General features: G+C 39.8%; 24 protein-coding genes. 13 read left to right on the top strand and 11 right to left on the bottom strand.

Features of this window, described 5'->3' with window-relative positions:
- Positions 1–66 precede the first annotated feature (66 nt).
- Entirely contained in the window at positions 67–621 is a 555-nt protein-coding gene (locus tag BLL40_RS08305; RefSeq protein ID WP_073711453.1) for a helix-turn-helix domain-containing protein, read from the top strand.
- Positions 622–796: 175 nt separating this feature from the next.
- Here BLL40_RS08305 and BLL40_RS08310 read toward each other — a convergent pair whose 3' ends face one another.
- Entirely contained in the window at positions 797–925 is a 129-nt protein-coding gene (locus BLL40_RS08310) for a YuzL family protein (RefSeq protein WP_073711454.1), read from the bottom strand.
- 169 nt (positions 926–1,094) lie between these two features.
- On the opposite strand from BLL40_RS08310, the gene BLL40_RS08315 reads away from it, so the two are divergent.
- Positions 1,095–1,340, top strand: a complete 246-nt coding sequence (locus tag BLL40_RS08315; protein WP_073711455.1) for a YkuS family protein — start codon at positions 1,095–1,097, stop codon at positions 1,338–1,340.
- Positions 1,341–1,619: 279 nt separating this feature from the next.
- Here the strand turns inward: BLL40_RS08315 and BLL40_RS08320 are convergent, their stop codons facing one another.
- A complete protein-coding gene (locus BLL40_RS08320) occupies positions 1,620–2,633 on the bottom strand; it encodes a zinc-dependent alcohol dehydrogenase family protein (RefSeq protein WP_073711456.1) in 1,014 nt (337 codons plus the stop codon).
- Positions 2,634–2,868: 235 nt separating this feature from the next.
- On the opposite strand from BLL40_RS08320, the gene BLL40_RS08325 reads away from it, so the two are divergent.
- The 3 genes from BLL40_RS08325 to BLL40_RS08335 all read left to right on the top strand — a co-directional run bounded on the left by BLL40_RS08325 (position 2,869) and on the right by BLL40_RS08335 (position 5,018).
- Positions 2,869–3,765, top strand: coding sequence for an HNH endonuclease (locus BLL40_RS08325; protein ID WP_073711457.1), 897 nt, complete (start codon positions 2,869–2,871; stop codon positions 3,763–3,765).
- 140 nt (positions 3,766–3,905) lie between these two features.
- Complete coding sequence (locus BLL40_RS08330) at positions 3,906–4,154, top strand: hypothetical protein (protein ID WP_073711458.1); 249 nt, start codon at positions 3,906–3,908, stop codon at positions 4,152–4,154.
- A 162-nt stretch (positions 4,155–4,316) separates the two neighbouring features.
- A complete protein-coding gene (locus BLL40_RS08335) occupies positions 4,317–5,018 on the top strand; it encodes a hypothetical protein (protein ID WP_245797921.1) in 702 nt (233 codons plus the stop codon).
- 118 nt (positions 5,019–5,136) lie between these two features.
- Here the strand turns inward: BLL40_RS08335 and BLL40_RS08340 are convergent, their stop codons facing one another.
- Positions 5,137–7,011 carry an ABC-F family ATP-binding cassette domain-containing protein gene (locus tag BLL40_RS08340; protein WP_073711460.1) on the bottom strand — a complete coding sequence of 625 codons (1,875 nt, stop codon included), beginning with the start codon at positions 7,009–7,011 and terminating at the stop codon, positions 5,137–5,139.
- 83 nt (positions 7,012–7,094) lie between these two features.
- Between BLL40_RS08340 and BLL40_RS08345 the strand changes: the two genes are divergently transcribed.
- Positions 7,095–7,658 carry an SLOG family protein gene (locus tag BLL40_RS08345; protein WP_073711461.1) on the top strand — a complete coding sequence of 188 codons (564 nt, stop codon included), beginning with the start codon at positions 7,095–7,097 and terminating at the stop codon, positions 7,656–7,658.
- Positions 7,659–7,696: 38 nt separating this feature from the next.
- Here BLL40_RS08345 and purT read toward each other — a convergent pair whose 3' ends face one another.
- On the bottom strand, positions 7,697–8,863 hold the full coding sequence (gene purT / locus BLL40_RS08350; protein WP_073711462.1) for a formate-dependent phosphoribosylglycinamide formyltransferase: 1,167 nt from the start codon (positions 8,861–8,863) through the stop codon (positions 7,697–7,699).
- 174 nt (positions 8,864–9,037) lie between these two features.
- On the opposite strand from purT, the gene BLL40_RS08355 reads away from it, so the two are divergent.
- Positions 9,038–9,532, top strand: a complete 495-nt coding sequence (locus BLL40_RS08355) for a L,D-transpeptidase family protein (protein WP_073711463.1) — start codon at positions 9,038–9,040, stop codon at positions 9,530–9,532.
- A gap of 177 nt (positions 9,533–9,709) precedes the next feature.
- Here the strand turns inward: BLL40_RS08355 and BLL40_RS17395 are convergent, their stop codons facing one another.
- Entirely contained in the window at positions 9,710–9,859 is a 150-nt protein-coding gene (locus BLL40_RS17395; RefSeq protein ID WP_159434211.1) for a hypothetical protein, read from the bottom strand.
- A 294-nt stretch (positions 9,860–10,153) separates the two neighbouring features.
- A complete protein-coding gene (locus BLL40_RS08360; protein ID WP_073711464.1) occupies positions 10,154–12,097 on the bottom strand; it encodes an S-layer homology domain-containing protein in 1,944 nt (647 codons plus the stop codon).
- A 317-nt stretch (positions 12,098–12,414) separates the two neighbouring features.
- On the opposite strand from BLL40_RS08360, the gene BLL40_RS08365 reads away from it, so the two are divergent.
- On the top strand, positions 12,415–13,494 hold the full coding sequence (locus BLL40_RS08365; protein WP_073711465.1) for a tyrosine-type recombinase/integrase: 1,080 nt from the start codon (positions 12,415–12,417) through the stop codon (positions 13,492–13,494).
- 180 nt (positions 13,495–13,674) lie between these two features.
- On the opposite strand, the gene BLL40_RS08370 is transcribed toward BLL40_RS08365, so the two are convergent.
- Positions 13,675–14,760 carry a branched-chain amino acid aminotransferase gene (locus BLL40_RS08370; protein ID WP_095532835.1) on the bottom strand — a complete coding sequence of 362 codons (1,086 nt, stop codon included), beginning with the start codon at positions 14,758–14,760 and terminating at the stop codon, positions 13,675–13,677.
- Positions 14,761–14,921: 161 nt separating this feature from the next.
- Between BLL40_RS08370 and BLL40_RS08375 the strand changes: the two genes are divergently transcribed.
- The 3 genes from BLL40_RS08375 to BLL40_RS08385 all read left to right on the top strand — a co-directional run bounded on the left by BLL40_RS08375 (position 14,922) and on the right by BLL40_RS08385 (position 18,362).
- Positions 14,922–15,557 carry an NUDIX hydrolase gene (locus BLL40_RS08375; protein WP_073711466.1) on the top strand — a complete coding sequence of 212 codons (636 nt, stop codon included), beginning with the start codon at positions 14,922–14,924 and terminating at the stop codon, positions 15,555–15,557.
- A gap of 436 nt (positions 15,558–15,993) precedes the next feature.
- Positions 15,994–17,109, top strand: coding sequence for a glutamate 5-kinase (proB, locus tag BLL40_RS08380; RefSeq protein ID WP_073711666.1), 1,116 nt, complete (start codon positions 15,994–15,996; stop codon positions 17,107–17,109).
- Between the two features lie 11 nt (positions 17,110–17,120).
- Entirely contained in the window at positions 17,121–18,362 is a 1,242-nt protein-coding gene (locus tag BLL40_RS08385; protein WP_073711467.1) for a glutamate-5-semialdehyde dehydrogenase, read from the top strand.
- A gap of 33 nt (positions 18,363–18,395) precedes the next feature.
- On the opposite strand, the gene BLL40_RS08390 is transcribed toward BLL40_RS08385, so the two are convergent.
- The 3 genes from BLL40_RS08390 to BLL40_RS08400 all read right to left on the bottom strand — a co-directional run bounded on the left by BLL40_RS08390 (position 18,396) and on the right by BLL40_RS08400 (position 20,151).
- Positions 18,396–18,725, bottom strand: coding sequence for a hypothetical protein (locus tag BLL40_RS08390; RefSeq protein ID WP_073711468.1), 330 nt, complete (start codon positions 18,723–18,725; stop codon positions 18,396–18,398).
- A 102-nt stretch (positions 18,726–18,827) separates the two neighbouring features.
- Entirely contained in the window at positions 18,828–19,331 is a 504-nt protein-coding gene (locus BLL40_RS08395; protein WP_073711469.1) for a hypothetical protein, read from the bottom strand.
- Between the two features lie 103 nt (positions 19,332–19,434).
- Complete coding sequence (locus BLL40_RS08400) at positions 19,435–20,151, bottom strand: glycerophosphodiester phosphodiesterase family protein (RefSeq protein ID WP_073711470.1); 717 nt, start codon at positions 20,149–20,151, stop codon at positions 19,435–19,437.
- Positions 20,152–20,344: 193 nt separating this feature from the next.
- Here BLL40_RS08400 and BLL40_RS08405 point away from each other — a divergent pair, with 193 nt between their 5' ends.
- Together BLL40_RS08405 and BLL40_RS08410 are read left to right on the top strand one after the other, a co-directional pair.
- Positions 20,345–20,764 (top strand): winged helix-turn-helix domain-containing protein, encoded by a 420-nt coding sequence (locus BLL40_RS08405; RefSeq protein WP_083566419.1) that lies wholly within the window; start codon positions 20,345–20,347, stop codon positions 20,762–20,764.
- Positions 20,765–20,771: 7 nt separating this feature from the next.
- Entirely contained in the window at positions 20,772–21,281 is a 510-nt protein-coding gene (locus BLL40_RS08410) for an IS630 family transposase (protein ID WP_073711471.1), read from the top strand.
- A gap of 131 nt (positions 21,282–21,412) precedes the next feature.
- Here the strand turns inward: BLL40_RS08410 and cntE are convergent, their stop codons facing one another.
- The gene (gene cntE, locus BLL40_RS08415; protein ID WP_073711472.1) at positions 21,413–22,594 is read right to left on the bottom strand and encodes a staphylopine family metallophore export MFS transporter CntE; all 1,182 of its coding nucleotides are present in this window, start codon (positions 22,592–22,594) and stop codon (positions 21,413–21,415) included.
- Between the last annotated feature and the right edge of the window lie 13 nt (positions 22,595–22,607).

A 22,607-nucleotide genomic window follows, 5' to 3' on the forward strand; every position in this document is an offset into this window, starting at 1 on the left:
AACATTATAACGTTTTACTTTTTATTGTACAAAATAGACGTTATATTGTAAATGGGGGGTGTATTTATGGAGGAAATAAATATGATCATTGCGAAAAACTTAAAAGCCTTGAGAGTAGATAAAAAGTTAAGCCTTGAGAGAGTCGCAGAGCTGACTGGAGTAAGTAAAACAATGATTGGTCAAATTGAAAGAGGCCAATCGAGTCCTACTATTACAACGATCTGGAAAATTGCAAATGGCTTAAAGATCTCTTTTACTTCTTTAATCAATACTCCGCAACCAGATACCACAGTTATTTTAAAAAGAGAAGTTCAACCATTATATGAGGATAACGGAAAGTATCGAGTTTATCCCTATTTCCCTTTTCAAGATGATAGACGCTTTGAAGTGTATGGTGTCGAGATCGAAAAAGGCGGGTTTCTAAGTGCGGATTCGCATGGAAAAGGAACGGAGGAATTTTTAACTGTTTTTGATGGGGAATTAATTGTCAGTATAAATAACATTGAATATACAGTGAAAAGTGGCGATTCTATCAGATTCAATGCTGACAGACCCCATAACTATTATAATTCAGGGGATACATTAACTCGATTAAGTATGATGATTTATTATCCAGCTTAAAAAACCCCGTTCTTGTAGAAAGGAGCCGATTGTGGACAAAGTCTTCATATCGCAGGAAGGACTCACCTTCTCCCTTCCTGCTTTTTTATGGAAAAGATTTTTTACATTATTCAAGAAATTAACCCCTACTGTCTTAATCAAAAACGCTTTTTTTGATCACTAATGATCATACATTCTACTTCTTCTTTTTATGTCGATCTGAAGATACTGTTTTTCCATCAGTCTCTATATTCGTTGTTCCTTGTCCTTTGACTTCTGGTGAACCTAATTCTGCCTTTGACGGATCTTTTTTTCGTTTTCCCATTTTATCACCTCCCCTTTTATAGTCTCAATTAGTTTCGATTTTTATTCTCTGAAAAATGCAGTATAAAAAAAGATCAAAAAGACAATCTATAAGGTGAAACTTCCATTAGCGAGAAGTTCTGATCCGCTGATGGAAGTTAATGTGGGATTAACATGAGGAGGGATAATGAATGACGAAAAAAATTGCTGTGGAACAGTCATTAACAAATGTTACCGAGGCTCTTCGAGAAAAAGGCTATGATGTGGTTGATTTAAAGTCAGCCGAGGATGCAAAAAATTGTTCTGCTTGTGTTGTAACGGGGATGGATTCAAACGTAATGGGGATACAAGATATCTCAACACTAGCCCCTGTCATTGAGGCAAGCGGCTTGTCCGCTAATGAAGTTTGCCGACAAGTGGAGGAAAGCATGCACTAATAATAGTTATCTGTGCCAATAGGAATTACTTGTCTAATAAAAAATAAAACCGGTTGCTTAGGCGAATCCTAGCCCCGGTTTTATTTTTTAAAGTTTTCCTTATTGAGGCTCCCACTACTAGCTAAAGCCATAGGCTCTACAACTATATCACTTCATAATGATGTTTTCACTGTCTTCCCCCCATGAAAATGTATTGCTTTCAATAGGGATTAACGAAAAGAAGCAGAACAAAACGTTCTGCCTCCTGCCTTAAAGATTTGATCTGAACGGGGCAAATGTTTATTTGTCGATTTGCACTTGTACTTTAAATTGACTGCTGCTGCGCGGACCTTTTAAGAAATCAATCGCTTCCTCCAGAGACAACTGATCGGAAATGAGATGACCAAGTTGAATTCTTCCTTCTTTCACCCAGTGGTAAGCAGGCAGGAATGTATAATTAATGGCCATAGAACCTAAAATGGTCCAATCATGATTATATAATTTAAATGGATCCAAGGTTACTTTTGCATCTTGAGGTGTGACACCGAATTGTAAATATTTCGCCGCCTTTCCAAGATAGCCAAATGCCGTTTCAATCACTGCGGGAATTCCTGTGGCATCTACGACAACATCAAATCCATTCGGATATGTATCCTTATTCAGATGTTTTTGAGTTTCTTGACTTAGTACGCCTTTCGTAGCCCCCCACTCCAGCGCCATATTGAGTTTCGCTTGATCAATATCGACAACGACAAGTTCAGATGCACCAGCCATTTTTAAAGATTGAACAAGCTGCTGGCCCATTGCTCCAGCTCCAAATAATAGAACCCGGTCTCCTACTTGTAAATCAAGGCGGTTCATCGCATGAACAACACATGCCATCGGTTCGATGAATGCAGCTTCTTCAAAAGAAAGGGAATCAGGAATTTTCACAACGTTTCGTGCAGGGACTTTTACATATTCCGCCATACTCCCATCAGTGGTGTTTCCGAGAGCACCCCAATTTTCACATTGGTTGCCTCGATGAGTTAAACAAAATTCACATTCTCCACAAAATAAAGAAGGGTCTGCCGTGACTCTTTCTCCTTTGACAAATCCTGTCACTCCCTCGCCAACCTCATGAATAACGCCGGAAAACTCGTGCCCTGGAATAATGGGATAGGGTGACACAAACTCGCCTTTAAAAATATGAATATCTGTACCGCAAATCCCTGTGTGTTTTACTTTAATCGTTACTTCCCCAAACGATGGTGATGGATAAGGCACTTCTTTCACGATTGCTTTATATGGTTCTTCAATGACTAATGCTTTCATTTTCGTTCCCCCTATTTGAATTCGCTTTCATAACGCTATTTTAGCAAAAGTATTCATTCTATAATACTAGAAGTGCTTAAAAGAACGTCACTTATAAACAGGCATAGGTTCTTTTTCACAAACCTCCTACTTACATTCTGTCAATTAATTTTAGTGAGAACAACTGCACTCCTTTGTATAACATGCATGGTACAATTATCCTATTATAAATAAGGCGTAGAATGGAGAGGTCATCATGGTCGTTTTTCGAGGATTCGGTAAAGTTGTAAATTCAGTTGTGGGAGGAACAGCTAAAGGTGGTGTAAAGATTATAAGTAAAGCAGTCTCCACCAAACATGAAGATTTCGGGCAATATATTGAGGATGTAGGTAATAGTGTTATCGAAGCTTCAAAAGGTGCTGTTGATTCTGTCACTCAATTTACAGATGGAGCAGTACGAGGTGCCTATGGTGCAGTTAAAAAAGATGAATCCCTTAAACGCCAAGGATGGGATGATATAAAAGATTCAACTGGCCGTACAATAAAAGGGATCGGTTCAAGTATTAACTATACGGTGAAGAGTGCTGGAATAACAGTAAGTGGTTTGAAAAATAAAGATAAAGAAAAAGTTCTCCAAGGGGTAAAGAATCTTGGGAAGGTTGCAGCAGTAACAACTTTTGCAGTAGGTATTATTGATGTTGTAGACGGTGCTGATATGATACAAGCGGAAGAAATAGACACGAGAAATGATCATCTAAATGGAGTAGAACACGCAGAGACAGAGATTCCTTTTGAACAAAAGACAATTGAATTGCCTAACGGAGATTTACAAACAGGTGCTTTTCCTGTATTTGAATCAAAATTTAGTGCTGTTCTTGCTGAAGAAATGTATTTAGAGAGTGATTACACTCAATTTAACATCGCAAACGAAACGTTATACGAGTCCATCCAAGAAAATCCAAGTCTAGCAAGAGAGCTAGGTTTATCCTATTACGACGTACAAGGTCTTGCGAATGGTGTAACTCCTGAAGGGTATGTTTGGCATCATAACGAACAGCCGGGTGTCCTTCAATTAGTAGATCACGAGGCTCATCAAAACACTGGTCATACAGGCGGGCGGGAACTTTGGGGTGGAGGAAGCGAATATCGGTAACTTTTTCCGTTCATTTACTTCACAACAGCAATCATCCTTTTTTTGAGGTTTATATGTTCAATTTGTTGCATATACTTGATAATTGTTGCATATACTTGATGATTATAGATCAAACATAATTTGCGTGTGAAGGAGAGCTGATGTATTTGAAAGAAGATCTTAAATTTATTAGCGATATTATGTTGGACAAGTTGGAAGAATTAAATGATCTTATTGAATCAGGAGGAAAACTTAGTCCAAAAGTGGAACTAGCCTTTATCTTAGGGATTCAAGGCTTACTTAACCAATCCATTCAAAAAAAAGAAAAAGAGGAACATCCGATCACGACGAGTACGAGTGTTGCAAAAAAATCTGAATATGAAACTATTTCTTCGATCGCAAACAAATAATTCTTTTTTTATAAAAACTCCAGCTAGCCATTCTATATGATTTTATATAGAATGGCTACTTTTCTGCATTCATTTTTCATCAAAAATGTACCCATTTTTGTTTTTTACATATGATGATTCGAAGTCTTTTTTTAGATTATATTCTATCGGAGGAGAATGCATATGTATAACAATTGGTATTCGTATTACTATGGAAACCCATACTACCCAGAAACTCCATTTTATGAGGCCGTTCCTACTAATATCGCCTATGCTCAGCAGCCTTTTGATTTAGGACAAAGATGGATCGTCCAGGAAGGCGGATGGCAAGCTATTTGGACTCGACGGGGCAACAGCAATGTTTTTGACGGCAGATGGTCAATGGCTGGACAAAGGGATATTACGGCCGTTTTGACCATGTATACATCAGGTAACTTCGTCTTTATTGAACGAAGAAATAGCAGTGATGGAAATAATTGTAACTACTCAGGAACATTTGGCCGTGATCGCAGAACAGCTTCAGGTACGAATATTTGTAACCGTGGCGGTGGGAATTGGAGCGCTGTTATTGAACGCCGGGGCCAACCGCAAGACAGATTGGGAAGAAGATGGGATGTACAAGAAGGTGCATGGCGAGCCGTTTGGATTCGACGGGGGAACAGCAATGTCTTTGACGGCAGGTGGACTCAGCCTGGCCAAAGAGATATTACCGCTGTATTGACGATTACGATAGAGGGAAACAATGTCCGTGTTCAACGGAGAAATAGTAGCGATGGGAATAATTGCACGTATAGAGGAACTCTTAGCTCTAATGGCAGAACAGTGACCGGTCAGTTCACATGTGACCGTGGCGGCGGAAATTGGAGTGCTACAATTATTAGGTAAGAAAATCTTGCATAGACCAAAAAGGCTTCCTTTTTTAAGGAAGCCTTTTTGGTCTATGCTTTAGTCGAAGCGTTAGTTTGGTCTTCGCAGGAATCTCCGTACTTTAGTGCCAAGTAATTTAGCCTTCTGCTATTTCTGCTAAGTACTCCCACCGTTCTAACAGATGATCGAGTTTTGTTTTCAACTCTGCTTCTTCTTCCATGAGCAAGCGGAGTTTTTCAAAGTCACTTCCGGCAGTCGCCATTTCTGATGAAATATCAGTCAAACGCTGTTCCGCCGCTTCCATATCCTCCTCGATAGTTTCCCATTCTCTCGTCTCAGAATACGACATCTTCTTTTTTCGTTCAGGACGATGCTGCGGAGCCGGAGCTGTTTTTACTTCCAATTCAGCGGGTTCTTCTTTTTCTTCTAAAAAGTCTGAGTAATTGCCGTAATAGTAATCGATAACGCCAGTCCCTTTAAATATGAGCAGCTGATGACATACTTTATCAAGAAAATAACGGTCATGGGATACAGTAATGACAACGCCTGGGAAGGTTTCCAAATAGTCTTCTAGTATCGTCAATGTTTGTGTATCAAGATCATTCGTCGGTTCATCTAAAAGTAAGACATTCGGTGCAGACATTAAAATATTCAACAAATACAGTCTGCGTTTCTCTCCTCCAGATAACTTCCGAATCGGTGTACCGTGCGTATGCATCGGAAATAAAAACCGCTCGAGCATTTGCGCAGCTGAAATGTAGCTGCCGTCTTTCAATTGAATGGAATCAGCTGTCTCACGAATATATTCAATCATACGCAAATTATCATTCATATCGTCGGTTTCCTGCGTATAGTAGCCAATTTTGACCGTCTGCCCCGTATCCAGCTCTCCTGAATCAATCCTCTCTCTGCCTGCGACGATATTTAATAATGTCGACTTGCCGGACCCGTTGCGCCCGACAATGCCAATCCGGTCGCCCCGTTTAAATAAGAAGGAGAAATCACGAAGAATGGGCTGGCTGTCAAAAGATTTTGCCACACTTTTTAGCTCAAGTACCTTTTTGCCAAGACGCGCGCCACTCAGTTCAATTTCCAGTGAATCCTGGTTCGTTTTATTTTTCACGTCTTCATCGAGTGTTTCAAAACGCTGGATACGGGCTTTTTGTTTCGTTGTCCGCGCTTTTGCTCCTTTTCGCATCCATGCGAGTTCTTTTTTAAATAAACTTTCTTTTTTTCCTTGTTCAAGTAATTCATTTTCTTCTCTTATTGCTTTCGATTCTAGAAAATCACTGTAATTTCCTTTGTATTCAAATAGCTTCCCCTTTTCAAGCTCCCATATTTCGCTTGAAACCCCATCTAAAAAGTACCGGTCATGCGTCACAAATAAGACCGCTTTCTGGTATTTTTGCACGTATTCCTGCAGCCATTTAATGCTGTCATAATCGAGATGGTTGGTCGGTTCGTCCAAAATAAGCAGGTCTGGAGTTTCAATAAGCGTTTTTGCAAGAGCTGCCCGCTTTTTCTGGCCGCCTGAAAGCTCAGCCAGCTTTTTCGAAAAGTCTGGCAAACCAAGTTTTGTCAAAATGGTTTTAGCATCAGCGCTCGTGTCCCATGCATTTAACGCGTCCATTTGCTGTTGAAGATTCATTAATTTTCTCTGCCATTCTGTATCATCCGGGTTATTTTGCAGCTGCAATAGTGTTTTTTCATATTCCTTGATGGCTGTAAAAACGGGTGATTCACTTGCATAAAGAAATTCCATAATGGATAAATCTTCATTAAAATGCGGATTTTGCGATAAATACGAAATCGAATAATCATTTGGATGATCTTTTTTACCTTTATCATAATCGTCGAGTCCTGCGATAATATTAAGCAACGTTGATTTTCCAGTTCCATTGATACCTAGGACGCCAATTTTATCCCCTTCCGCAATCGAAAAAGAAATATCGTTAAACAGTGTTTTTTCACCAAGCGTTTTTGTTAAACCGTCTATCGTATAAACTTTCATGTTGAGCTCCTTCATTTATAGTCTTTTTCCTATTTTAACATTGTTGTATGTAATGCGTGTATAATTAACGTGAGGTGAGTTCATTGATCAAAACGATTTTACTTTCAGGCTATAAAAGCCACGAACTCGGCATTTGGGATATGAAAAATCCAGGCATCTTTATTATAAAAACAGCGATTGAAAAACAGCTGCGCACACTCGTAGAAGACGGACTGGAATGGGTCATTATTGGCGGTCAGCCCGGGGTTGAACTATGGGCAGCAGAAGTAGTCTTGGAGTTAAAAAACGAGTTTCCTAAGTTAAAATTAGGTGTGTTAATGCCCTTTTTAGAACAAGAGAAAAATTGGAAAGAGGAACGAAAAGAGCATTATCAGATGATTATGGATCAGGCTGATTTTGTTGATGTGGTCTCAAAAAAGCCGTATATAGCCCCTTGGCAGTTTAAAGCGCGCGATGAGTTCTCACTCGATCATACAGATGCTCTTCTGCTCGTTTACGATGAAGAGAAAGATGGCTCGCCAAAATTTTTGAAAGAAGCGGCCGACAGACGGCTTGAGTCCGATAAGTATTCCATCATGATAATTAATATGTATGATTTACAGACCATCGCGGAAGAAATTCAAGAAAAAGAGCAGTCAGACTGGTGATAAAAGCTGCTCCGCAAAAAAGCGGAACAGCTTTCTCTTTACTTATACGAAATGGTTATGTACGAAGCGGCTTGTTTTGCTCGTTCACGTGCTTGTTCAACGGAGTCCGCTGCGTTCAATACAACAGCCATACGCCGGCCGACTTTCGTTTCGGGCTTTCCGAAAAGACGAACTTGCGTATCTACTGTTTCTAAGCTTGTCTCAACACCATCCAACTGATAGTTTGTACTTTCTTCCCACGCTTTAATCGTACGGCTTGCACCTGGTCTTAAAAGGCGGATCGCTGGAATTGGATAGCCTAAAATCGCACGAATGTGAAGAGCAAACTCAGATAAGTCTTGTGTAACAAGTGTAACCATACCAGTATCATGCGGGCGTGGCGACACTTCGCTAAAATAAATACCATTTTGTGTGATGAATAATTCCACACCGAACAGCCCGTATCCACCGAGTGCATCGGTGATTTTTTTCGCCACGTTTTCTGCTTCTTCAATGTGTGCTTCCGTCATGTTATGCGGCTGCCACGATTCAATATAGTCGCCGTCCTGCTGAATGTGTCCGATAGGTGCACAATACGTTGTACCAGAGACAGAACGGACCGTTAAAAGTGTAATTTCTGATTCAAACGTGATAAATTCTTCAACGATCACACGTGTTTTTTTCGCCCGCCCGCCTTCCATTGCTTCCTTCCATGATGTTTCAACATCATCTATTGAGCGGCAAACACTTTGTCCCTTCCCTGATGAACTCATGATCGGTTTGATGACACACGGCGTACCGATCTTCTGCACAGCTTTCTTCAATTCATCAAGCGTATCCGCAAATTCATATTTTGCGGTCGGCAGTCCAAGTGTTTCCCTAGCAAGACGGCGGATTCCTTCCCGGTCCATCGTCAAATTCGTTGCTTTTGCGGTTGGTATGACGTTGTAGCCTTCCTTTTCAAGCTCAATCAACGTTTCCGTCGCAATCGCTTCAATTTCCGGAATAATATAATCAGGTTGTTCCCGTTCAACAAGTTCACGTAGTGCCACGCCATCAAGCATATTGATCACATGCGATGAATGCGCCACTTGCATGGCCGGCGCATTTTCATACCGGTCAATTGCTACTGTTTCTACGCCTAAACGCTGCGCCTCTATTACTACTTCTTTTCCCAGTTCCCCAGAACCGAGCAACATTATTTTTTTCGCTTTAAGTCCACTCATCCAAACCACTCCTTGACGCACATTATTTCCTCCATCATAGCGCACAGAAAAATATGATTCAATAAAAATAAGCAGGAATATCTACACGACCCATGTCCAGTAATACAATTAACGTTCAATTTTGAAATGGCGAGGAATAAGATGTAGTATCAATGCGTAAAGGAGAGTTTTAACATGATTCATACGGTTAAAGCAGGCGAAACTCTTTCATCAATTGCTGGAGATTATCGGGTTTCATTAGCATCACTTATTGCAGCGAATCCAAGCGTCACACCAAATATGATTTATATCGGGCAAAGCATCCGTATCCCCGGCCTCCCTTCTCCCACCACAATACCTTTTTCCATTCATATTTCACTGGCAAAAAGAACACTCACTTTACTCTATCAAGGACAGACGAGAAAAGTATATCCGATCGGTGTTGGGAGAATGTTACATGAAACACCGGTTGGAGATTTTATTATTATTAATAAAGCGCCAAATCCAGGCGGGCCTTACGGAACGATGTGGATGAGTTTATCTAAAAAAGGGTATGGCATACACGGGACCAATGATCCATCTTCAATCGGAAAATATGTATCTAAAGGTTGCGTCCGCATGTACAATAAAGATGTTGATGAGCTGGCAAAAACCGTTCCAATCGGCACCTCCGTTTTTATAAGGCCCTAGCGTCAATATAAATAAAGTGAAACTTCATTCAGTGGGGGATAGGTTCACAGGATATAAATCATGCAGACGTTGTCACAGGACGTGACGATCTTAGTCTGCGCTTCTCGCTGCTTCTCGCTATCCCCCGCATATAAAAATAGCATGAAAACTCGGTTTGGTTTGATGTCGAGCTGTAATTTAAATACCGCCTATGAAAGCAAGGACAAAGCCCACAACAATCATGTAAAAACTTCTTTTTGCACCTGGCCGTCTTCTCATCCGTTTCATAAAAAAAGAAAGGATACCCGCCAACATAATAACCGTACCAATAAATGATAAAAATTCCATTCGATCACCTCCTAAGTTTGATAAAATAATTATCCATTATGGACTACAATCGAAAAAAAGCATCCTGAGTCCTTCTTCTCTCTAGTTTATTAAAATAGTTCAATTATTCACAATAGTATTATACTTCTATAAGCATGTAAATGATAGATGAAAGACCTTGCTTGAAAAGCCATAGTATACTAAAAATTAAAATCGTTATTTGCATCATTCACCTAGTAACATAATAGAAGAAAACGCCATAACCTTTTCGTTCTGGCGTTTTTGATTTCTCACTGATACAACAAATCAGTAATGTTAATTGATCGCACGATATAAAAATGCAGCTGTTTGAGCACGAGTTACATGTTGGCTAGGACCGAATGTACCGTTCGAATTTCCAACTGTAATGTTATTTGCAGCTAAGGTATCAATATAATGCGCAGCCCAGTGATCTTTTCTCACGTCTGTAAAAGGCTTAGCCGCATGTCCGTCTAGTTGAAAAGCTGTTGATAATAGGCGCGCCATTTGAGCACGGGTTAGTGGTTCATTTGGTTTAAAGGTTCCATCCTCGTAGCCAGACATAATGTCTTTTTGCTTCAAAAAGCGAATGTATGGCAAAAATTCATTGTTTGACTGTATATCTTTAAAGACCGTCTGATCTGTTACATTATCCTTCTCGAACTGTAAAGCATTCGCTACGATTTTAGCAGCTTGAGCTCTCGTTATCGCTCTATTCGGCTGGAACTTTCCATCAGAATACCCATTTAAATACCCTTTTTCGGCTGAAAACATAATTTCTTCATACGCCCAGAAGTCTGTATCTACATCTGAAAATGATGGAGAGCTTTTTGCCCCTTTGATCCAGTTTGCTGTATCTTGAATAAACATTTCAGGTACATTCGCTGGAATAGCGTACTCCGAAAAATTTGGTTCTCCCTCATAATTGACGAGCAAATGAATTAAATCCGGGTACATTTTGTAAATAACATTGTTCCGCGTTTTTAAAGCAGATTCCCACTCATCCAAATAGGTTGGCGGTACTTGCAAGTCTTTTCCTCCCTGCATAATAAGAAGAGGAACCTCCTGTTCCACTGCTAACTGTGAAGGGACATAATCACGAAGCTCGTACCACCAATAAGCATTTGATAGAAGGAACGCTTCCGGAATATTGTCTTTTGAGTAAGATGGATTGTTGATAAGTGCAATTTGCTGCTGCCAAAAATCAAGATTTGCTCGTAACGCTTTGAGCTGTTCGGCAGGCACCCCTTGTTTTTCCGCTCTTTTCACAGCTTCTTGCTGCTGCCACAACATGACATCCTGGAACTTGCCACTTGGTCCTGCTACGATAATGCCTCCATCAATTTGGTGCTTATGATCCGTTTCCAAAATACGCGGCAACGCATATCCGCCTTGACTATGACCTAATACATAAACTTCATCACTCACTTCAGGGATCGTATGCAAGAGGTTGACGGCTTTCATTGCATCATTGATTGTCTCCTCATAGATGCTGAATTTCCTGTTCATCGCTGTTTTAATATGATGCTCTCTTGTCACTTTCTCATAGCGTAGGACAGCAACTCCTTCATTTGCTAAACCGACTGCTAGATCACGAAAAGCTTTCGTAGAATAAAGGGATTCGTCTTGATCATTCGGTCCCGAACCATGCACAAGAACGACTGCAGGGAAAGGCCCTTCTCCTTTTGGCAATGTTAATGTGCCAGGAAGAGCAAATTCTCCTTCTCCAATTTCCATTTGCCGCTCTACATAATTCTCTTTCTTTTCATATGATGGCTCCTTATACTCACTCGGCGGCGTATAGTAAAATGGTATATAAAAATCATCAATATTTCCCGCTTTATCGAGATTAATCGTCACGTCCATTGGGGACACAGATCCTTCATACGTCATCACAACATTTGTATGAATACTGTTTGTTTCCCTCTTGATGGACAATTGTTTTCCCGCTTTACCGAAAGGAGCTGTTTTTGCTTTCCAAATGATTGACAGCATATCATTTGAAACATGTTGTTTGAGATTTTCGTTCAATAAGGCGTACGCCTCTTCCCACTTCTCATTCGTAACCGCTGTCATAAATGTGCTTGCTACTTGTTCAGCATTCATCGGAGCAATTGTACTGGCTAACTCCTCTGCTTGTACATTCGTCTTATTTTCTATAGGTAGAATGAGACTACCGGTTCCTATCATAGCTGCTAGCATGGCAATTCCGACTTTTTTCGAATTTTTCTTATTCCTCATACCTCTCTCCCCCTTCTAAACTAGCGGTTTATCTGTAATTTTAATCATTCACAAATTTTTCAAACTATATCTATAAACCTGTTCATTTTTCTGATGAATCGTTGCGAATATACTGTGCAGTCGATTGAAGCAAAGATGGCAAAAAAAGAACAACATCTACCCGACTACAAAAGACAGTACAACACCACGAATGGAAGATTCACTTTATTTTACCATATACTTGATTAGTTTCCACTGAAAAGCTATACTTAAGAAGTCAAGATAACTATATATTATCTATACTATACATAATATATTTACAGTAAATGAGGGATTTCATGTTTGAACTGTCTATTTTTCAATCGCAAGATGCGTTTTTAGAAATGCTTCAGTCAAGAAAGCATTTATTAGATGGGAACCGTAATTTATCGCTTGAGAACTGCACAGATGAAGAGTTTTTGGAGTATTTTTTTGCAATCGGCATTTTAAAAGACAATCGGACGTTTTCACCTCATACTATTAAAGCGTATCGGAGTGATGCCAAGACACTCCTTTCTTTCCTAGCCGCTCATGCGCTTTCTTTTCGTGATATTGGATTCCCGGAAGTTAAAACATTCAACCGCTTCATGATTGAAACATACAAACCGAAAAGCGCGCTCCGTAAGCTCGAATTTTTTCGCCGTTTTCTTGAATTTGGCTTTAACACAAACTTTTACTCGACTCGCCTCTCTGTATGGATTCAAAAACCGCAGATTCAAAAAGGGCATGTCGCAGATTCAAACGGAAACCGAACGATCATGCGCGAATTATCTACCCATGAAGCAAAAATAATTATCGACTGCTTTTCAAAAGCAGTAAAAACACAAAAAAACCGGCCGCAAATTGAAGCGCGCAACCGGTTGATTGGCTTTCTATTATTGACACTTGGCATCCGAGCATCGGAATTAATCCAGCTAAATTGGGGAAGTTTCCGCCATAACAACCGCGGCGAGTTACTTGTGGATGTACTCGGAAAAGGCGGAAAAGAACGGACTTTACCTATTATGGGTGAAACAGCATCTATTTTATTTGAATATCGTAAAATTTGTGATGATTCAACAGACATTAATCCAAATGTAACAGAACCTCTTTTTTATTCCATATATAATAAGATCGATCCCGGCGTGAACAAAAAACGCCTGTCCTACGCAGCGCTTTATAAAATTGTGAAAGAAGCGGTAAATATCGCTGGAAGCAATCCGTCAGTCAGTCCCCACTGGTTCCGCCACACATTTGTGACGTCGCTTCTTGAACAAGATGTGCCGCTTGCCGTTGTAAAAGATTTAGCTGGACATGCCGATATATCGATTACTAACTTATATTTGGAACGGATTCAAGAAGATCGAATGCACGACCATTTAAAAAATGTACGTTTTTGATGATGCTTGAGATTCGCTCTCTCGTGCATCGAAATTGCTAAATTTGAGTAATCATGCATCTCAATGCAACGATATTTGATAGAAAATGACAGATCAAATTCTAATGAAACTATCTCCAATAGAGTGCTCCTCATTTAAAAAAATAGACGAACTGCTTAATAGCAGTTCGTCTTATACGAATTATTTTGATGAAGCAATCGGTACTTCTATTACCCAATTGAACGGATCTTCAATCGTCCCATATTGAATACCCGTGATCGTATCATAGAGTTTTTTCGATAATTCACCTGTTTTGCCATTATTCAGTACCATTTTTTCTTCTTCCCAGAAAAATTCCCCGATCGGTGAAATAACCGCAGCCGTACCCGTACCGAATGCTTCTTCCAATTTACCGTCGCGATGCGCCTCAGCAACTTCCTCCATTGACAGACGGCGTTCTGATACCGGTATATTCCAATGTTTTAATAATTGAATAACCGAATCCCGTGTCACTCCGTGTAAAATACTTCCATTCAATGCAGGTGTTACAACTTCTCCATCAATTTTAAAGAACACGTTCATGCTGCCAACTTCTTCAATATACTTTTTCTCTACCCCATCAAGCCACAATACTTGTGAATATTCTTTTTCACTTGCTATTTCCTGAGCTTTTAGGCTTGATGCGTAGTTGCCAGCTGTTTTCGCTTCTCCTGTTCCGCCTTTTACTGTACGCGCAAAGTCATTTTCCACTAAAATTTTAACCGGAGCAATCCCCTCTTTATAATAAAGGCCAACCGGTGACATAATGATCATGAATGTATAATTTTTTGCCGGGGCAACACCTAAAAAGGGCTCAGTTGCAATAATAAAAGGACGAATGTATAAAGATGTGCCTTCCGCTGTCGGAATCCATTCTTGGTCTACCTCAATTAATTTCTTTAACGCCTCAATAGCAAATTCACCATCAATCTGCGGAATACAAAGTCGGTTATTTGAGCGATTCAGCCGCTCCATATTTTTTTCAGGCCGGAATAAAAAAACGCGTTTATCTTCTGTTAAGTATGCTTTCATTCCTTCAAAAACCGTCTGTCCATAATGGAATATCATAGCAGAAGGAGCGAGTGTGATTGGCTGATATGGGACAATCCGTGGGTCGTGCCAGCCTTTCCCTTCCGTATAATCCATCATAAACATATGATCGGTAAAAATACGGCCAAATCCAAGATTCGTTTGATCTGGTTTTTCTCTTTGCGTCGCTGCTAATTGTACGTTAATTTGTTCTGTCATGATCAAGGACTCCTCATTGTAAATATTCGTCAGCAAAGTGCTGATGTATGTGCTTATCTCATTTTACAATTCTTTCGTCTATTTTCACACTATAAAATCATTTTTTTCACAATCTTGCCTATTTCCATTATAATAGAAATAAATGCGCTGGAGTTGCTAATATGGATATTAATGGGTTAAGAACATTTTTTGAACACCGAACACCAGATATTCTAGGTAGCGAAAATTTCGCTAAATTTTCTTTATTGCTGCCACTCATTCAAAAAGGTGATGAGCTCCACCTATTGTTTGAAGTACGTTCTCTTTTCATGCGGAGCCAACCTGGTGAAGTGTGTTTTCCAGGCGGCAAAATTGATCCAGGTGACAAGGGGCCCGATTACGCTGCAATACGCGAAACACATGAAGAACTTGGCATTCCAATGGATCATATTAGTGTCTTGTTTCCACTTGATTTTATACTGTCGCCATTCGGTACCATTATATACAGCTACGTAGGACTTATTGATTTAAAAGAAATGAAATTGAATGAAGCGGAAGTGGAAGAAGTTTTTACTGTCCCTCTCTCCTTTTTGCTAAAGACAGAACCCACTCTTCATCATATTCAACTTCGACCTGAACCAGAAGAAGATTTCCCATATCACTTAATTGCACACGGAAAAGATTATAACTGGCAAATAAGGTCAATGGAAGAATACTTTTATTTTTATGAAAACCGAATTATTTGGGGATTGACAGCCCGTGTATTAAAGCATTTCTTAGATATTATCCGAGTGTCTCCAGATAGACTTGACAAATAGTTAGAATATACGATAATAAAAAAAGAACTGGATATCAAAAATGATGGGATTAGTAAATGGCATGTAACCGGATAAGAAAAGGAATCCACCGGCTGAAAGACTCCTGCGGTAAACACCATTGAACCTGCCCTGCACGTACATTGCTTATGAAAACATAAGCCGTTCTCCGCGTTAAGGACTTAAAGCGGGCGCATTTGAGCGCCAAAAAAGGTGGTACCACGGCAAGCATACCCCGTCCTTTATTGGATGGTGAGGTGTGCTTTTTTTATCGCAGATTAACGGGCAGTAAAACCTCTACTTCAAGATTTTGAGGATTCGAAGAAGATAAGTGTGTGGATTAACTGCCCGTAAAGGCCCGATTGGTTCAACTAACCATCAGTGGAGGGTTCGTCCTCCACTGATGGAAGTTTCACTTTATCGAAAAGGACTGATCATAATGAAAAAACAACGAATTGTTGTCAAAATCGGCAGTAGCTCGTTAACCGATGATGATGGAAATATTGTAGATGAAAAAATAGCAGATCATACATCTGCTATTGCAGCAATGAAAGAAGCCGGCCATGAAGTCATTATTGTCTCGTCCGGTGCAGTGGCAGCAGGATTTAAACAACTTGGTTACAAGACACGGCCCAAAACAATGTCCGCAAGGCAAGCCTCGGCTGCTGTCGGGCAAAGCTTACTTATTCAGCGTTATATCGCTCACCTTGGACCAAAAGGCTATACGGTTGCTCAAATGTTGCTGACAAAAAGCGATTTTTATTCAAAAGATCGGTTCCAAAACTTTTATCAAGCTATGACAAGCCTCCTAAATCGTGGGGCAGTGCCAATTATTAATGAAAATGATTCGATATCCATTGAAGAGTTAACGTACGGTGATAATGATATGTTATCCGCTCTTGTCAGTGGCTTTTTACAGGCAGATGGACTTTTTATTTTAACTGATATCGACGGATTGTATGACAGCAATCCTAAAACAAACCCCAATGCGAAGCGATTTAATTTTGTTCCATTTGTCACGGAAGATATGTTATCAATGGCTGGTGGAAGTGGCTCTTCTATTGGAACAGGCGGCATGAAGTCAAAATTACTAGCTGCCGATAAAGCACAGTCGCTTGGTGTCTCTGTTTTTATCGGAAATGGCTCTGGTGAACAGAAATTACTTGATATCTTAAAAGGTAAAGGCGAAGGTACATATATTGGATCGCCGATACAGCCTCATATGCAGCGAAAAAAACAGTGGCTGGCACATCATGCTCAGCCTAAAGGTTCGATTATGATTGATTCTGGTGCTGAAAACGCTGTTGTCAAAGGTGGAAAAAGTTTGCTTTCTGCTGGTGTAAAAGCAGTCGATGGATTATTCGATGCGCTCGATGTCATTGAAGTCGTAAACGAAGCTGGAGAACTTCTTGGACGCGGACAAGTTTATTATTCATCGGTTGATCTAAAAAAAGTAAAAGGTTTGCCAAACAAAGAAACGAAAGCCTACTCTATCAATCAGCGGGCTGAAGTGATTCACCGCGATAACTGGGTAACATTAAAAACAGATCAATAGGAGTGAATGAAATGAGCGAATTAGTACAAAAAGCAAGTTTATTAAAACAAGCTTCATTTGATATGGCCACAAAATCAACAGAAGAAAAAAACGAAGCTTTATTATTGATTGCGGATGCGTTAATCGAAAAAACAGCCGATATTCTAAATGCCAATGAACAAGATATGGTGTCTGGCCGCGCAGCTGGATTCACTGAGTCCCTTCTTGACCGCCTTCAATTAACAGAAGCACGTATTGCCCAAATTGCCGGTGCTGTCCGTCAGTTAACAGAGCTATCGGATCCGATTGGCGAAACAGTCGAATCATGGACAACAGAACATGATCTCGAAATCGAAACCATTCGTGTGCCGCTAGGCGTTGTCGGTATGGTCTATGAAGCACGTCCTAACGTGACCGTTGACGCTGCAACTCTTTGTTTAAAAGCAGGCAATGCCGTTCTTCTTCGCGGAAGTACATCTGCTCTGCACTCTAACAAAGCCCTTGTAACGGTTATGAAAGAAGCACTCGAAGCTTCACCTATTCCAACGGATGCTTTGCAGCTGTTAGAAGATACGAGCCGCGAAACAGCTTCGGAAATGTTTAAGTTAAATAAATATTTAGACGTGTTAATTCCACGTGGCGGAGCTGGCCTCATTCAATCCGTCATCACACAAGCAACCGTTCCCGTTCTTGAAACAGGTGTCGGCAACTGTCATATCTTTATTGATGAATCTGCTGAGAAAGACATGGCGATCGATATTGTGATTAATGCAAAAACGCATCGTCCATCTGTATGCAACGCAGCAGAAAGTTTACTCGTTCATGAAAACTGGCCCTACCAAAATGAATTACTGAATGCATTGAAGCAAGCAGATGTAGAAGTGCACGGAGATGCGTTACTAGCGAACAAATATGATTTTGTAACATTGGCATCAGAGGATGACTGGGGTCAAGAATATTTATCCATGACGTTATCAGCGAAAATAGTTAAGGATACACGTGAAGCGATTTCACATATTAATCAGTATGGTACGAAACATTCTGAGGCGATTGTTACCGAAAATAATAACAACGCTAATTTATTTTTCCGAGGTATTGATGCAGCTGTTTTATATCACAATGCATCAACACGCTTTACAGATGGAGAACAGTTCGGGTACGGCGCAGAAATTGGCATTAGTACGCAAAAGCTCCATGCACGGGGGCCAATGGGATTAAATGCGATCACAACCGTCAAATCGCTTGTTCGCGGCACTGGTCAAATCCGTTCATAAAAATAAGCGTCAGGAATATTCCTGACGCTTATTTTATATAAAAGCTTTATCAATATAATGGCTTTCTTTTAAAACAAATCCGTTTTCAACCAACTCTTCCCACAAAAGTCGATCGAGTGCATAAGGAGCCTGTTCTTGAAGCACTTTTAATTGTTTTTTTTCAAATGTAAAGACATATGAATATCCGTCAATAATAAATATCCCTGATACGTTTTTTGACATTTTAACCCAATCGAATAGAAGCATTGTATCGTTACCCCAATCGATTAATTGTTTTTCCATACAATTAATAACATGAAAAAAGAAACTTTCTTGATCCATTACTTTTGCCAAATAGTCTCTTAACATTCCTGAAGTATTCATATTTTGTCTCTCCAGTCCCGTAAATTATATTTTTATATCCATTCCCTTCTACTCTTTCTTTTAAACGAAAAAAGCGCATCTTTTTCAGATGCGCTTTTTTCGTTATTTCACTTCGTTAATAACGAGCTGTTCTCCGTTCTCAACATACACGAATGTCACGCTGTCACCCTCAGTTAATTTCGCAAACTTAGCCATTGTTTCCCCGTCTGGATCAACCTGATAAGCAGCTGGGACTCCATCCACTTCAATTTCAACGGTATGAGGATCAGCTAATCCATTAAACGTTCCCGTTGCTTCCTTTCCTTCCATTGCATCCAAAGCTAGTTCTTCTTCATTTGTTGTAGTAGTATTATCAACACTTTCTTGTCCATCATCTAATGGGACCTCTTCGACAGCATCATCAGTTTCAGTTGTATTTTGCTCTACAGCATCTGTATCCGTTACATCGCTCTCGACCGTTGACTCTGTTTCTTCTGTTTCAACGGGTGTTACCGCCTCTTCAGCTGTATTTTCTTCTGGAACCGCATTTTCAGAATCAGCAGAACAGCCTGCAAGTACGCCACCTGCTAGGATTGAAGCACCTATGAAACCTGTTACTCTATTCATTATGTAATTCCCCCTCCTGTGTTCATACTTCAAATCATACTGGTTTTTTCCAGTAATGAAAAGCAATATGATTAAAAACAGCACAAATGAACTGTTTTTCCTATTATAAGGTGAGAGCAAACCACCGATGGGGGCAATCTGTCATAATCGTATCCACGCCTAGATTACGTAAAATTTCTCTATTTCCTGTATCATTTGATATCGTGACAGCCAAGGGTACATGTTGGTCTGCAGCTTGACGGCCGCTGCTGGAAAATAAAAATGTTGTTTCACAATGAATTTCATTTGCTTTTAGTTTATTCATCGTTTGTACAGCATTAGATGGCCTTCCTGTACAAAGTAAAGCCGTCCCGATAAACGGGTCAAGGCGGCGAATTTTGAGCATGCTTTTTAAATTGAGCGAAGAAAGAATAACGCGGTCTTCGAGACCGAACCTGTATAAGGCTTGCAATAATGTATTTTCCATCATCGTGTAGCCGATCATATTGTTTTTCAGTTCGATCGATAAAGACATTCTTTCTTCTTTTGCCCATTCAAGCACCTCTTCCAAAAAAGGTATTTTTTCACCTGAAAACGTGGAATTTATACTGCTTCCAGCATGTAGCTGGCGAATCCCGGCGGCTGTGTAATCAGCGACTAAACCTGCCCCATCTGTCGTTCTGTTTACGTGTTCATCCTGAATGACGACCAGTTGTCTATCTTTTGTCATATGCACATCAAAATGAATGCCATCTGCCCCGCAATCTGCGGCTGCTTGGAATGATGCCATTGTGTTTTCCGGGTAAAGACTTGATATTCCCCGGCGGGCCATAATTTTCATACATTCCCCCCATCCTCCTATTTATTGTACGCATCAAATATAAAGAAGATGTGAACTTAATGTATAGAAACTAACATAAATATGTATAAGAAATATGAACAAAGGGTGAATAAACCATTCTCTTTCTTTACAACATCTTCGTTTTTTATATGAATGTATTGAATTATTACTATCACAATCTTTTTCTTTTAAAATGGAAGGAAAACGGGGGAAAGAAGTAGCTGAAATCTGTAACCTGCACCGTCAATCCGTTTCAGAATATGTTCGACGTTTTAATGAAGGAGGACTAGAACGTCTCTTGAAACGAAAGTGTAGTAATGGGCGTCCTTGTTCATTAACGAAAAAACAACGGGAAGAGCTGAAGGAAACGGTTTTGCATCGTTCTCCGGAAGACTGTGAACTTGGTACAGCTGTGTCTTGGAGTGTCCCTCTTATTCGTGAACATATCACACGTACGTATGGAGTCCAACTGTCAAGAACAGGTGTATTGCGCATGCTTTGGCGTCTCTCTCTTTCCTACACACGCCCAACTTATGTGTTGAAAAAGGCAGATCCTAAGAAGCAGGAAGCCTTTTCTCATCAGCTGAATTGGATAAAAAAACGCCTTAGATGAACAGACAGTGCTTTTGTATCAAGATGAAACACATATTCGATCCTATCAAAGCTTGCGTGCCACATGGTCACAATCTGGCGTTCAAATGAAAGTTCCAACGTATGGACATCATGCTTACGTGACCGTGTTTGGAACGGTAGAGGTCGGAACAGGAAAAATCGTCACCTCCATCACTTCAAAAGGAAAACAGGAGCAGTTCCTCGAATTTTTACAATGGCTTCTTAAAGAATACAAAGAGAAGTTTATCATTTTAGTCATAGATGGTTCGCCTATTCATCGTAGCCAACTCATTCAAGGCTTTTTAGAAAAGAATCAAGATCACCTCATGACCGTTCGACTTCCACCTTATTCACCTAACCTGAATCCAATTGAACGGTTGTGGAAGTGGCTTAAAGAGCAAGTGATTGCCAACAAGTTTCATCCAACAAAAGCATCCATTGAAGAAGCCTTAAAATGTTTTCTAGCTGAAGTCGCAACTAGGCCGGATGCGGTACTGCAGCGCCTTGGTATTCATTGAGTATGATAGGTCGAAAAATTAAATCACTCATATATAGAGTAAATAAAGGCCCGATTGTTGAAGATTGGATCTTGTTATAGATACAATCTTATTCCTCACTAAAATTAATACTACATACATAGATTTCTCTATTATCCAACAAATATTTTTCTTCGCTCATAGCCAAAAATAATCATTGCCACTCCTAAAAAAGCACAAATCATATACATAAATGAATAGGAGAAAAGATCTACTAACGGTCCCATCATAACGCCTCCAAGCGAAACTCCTAAATCAGCAGAAGCAATAAATAAACCAAGTAATACATTACGATTTGCTTTAGGCAAAACAAAAGTCAAGTATGTTGTTAACGTCGGATAGATAAGTGCCTGAGCTATCCCCATTAATACTGCACCTACATAAAAAAAGATAGGTCCTCCCGTTATAGTAATACTTACACACTGGGCTGCTAACGCTAGAATAAGCATAGTTCCCATAATAAAAGAAGAATGCCATTTCCCGTCTGAAGGAATTCTTTTTCTTAAAGTAAAGCGAGAAAAGACAACTGTTCCTGCCATAAGCATGAGATAAATTCCTGCATTACCGCTTTCTAATTGCATAGCATATAATGGGATAAAGACTGTAGTAGCTCCAAATACCATGGAAGAAGTCAACATGAGTACGCTACATTTAAATAAAAACGGATTTTTTACTAATTGGCTAAATGATTGAATCATATTGACACCCTGGTCAGCATTACTCGTAACAGGCTGTTCAGTGTTTTTATCCATTTTCGCACTATAGCCAACCATACCTGTAAAAACCGCAATTGCTATCATCACAACTGTAAAATAATTCATATCACCAGCTTGCCAAATCCCTAAAGCAAGTAATGGACCTATGATTCCAGGTACATAAGAAAATAACGAATATAATGAAATACCTTGAGAACGATCTTCCTCTGGCAAAGCATCTATAATACCTATCTGTAGTGCCATGGAAAAGAATGCCGTCGATACCCCTTGTAGCATACGGGCGAAAAAATACCCTCCTAATCCCGTAAATGTATAGAGTATTAAGGCAAAGCCATTAAGAAGTAAAATAACTCGTAACACTTTTATCGGACCATGTTTCTGAATCATTTGACCTGCCCAAGGGCGAAAGAACATAGTGGTAAATAGATAGGCTCCCATAATAATTCCGATCGTTGTATTACTAGCACCTAATGATTCTCCTTTTAACGGGATAATAACATTTAAAATAGAGTTGGCACTAAAATATAGAAGAACTAATAAATATAAGCGTAAAAAAGGCCAAGACAATGCTCCTCTCACATTTTTTCCCCTT

Source organism: Domibacillus mangrovi (assembly GCF_001906925.1).
Lineage (GTDB): Bacteria > Bacillota > Bacilli > Bacillales > Domibacillaceae > Domibacillus > Domibacillus mangrovi.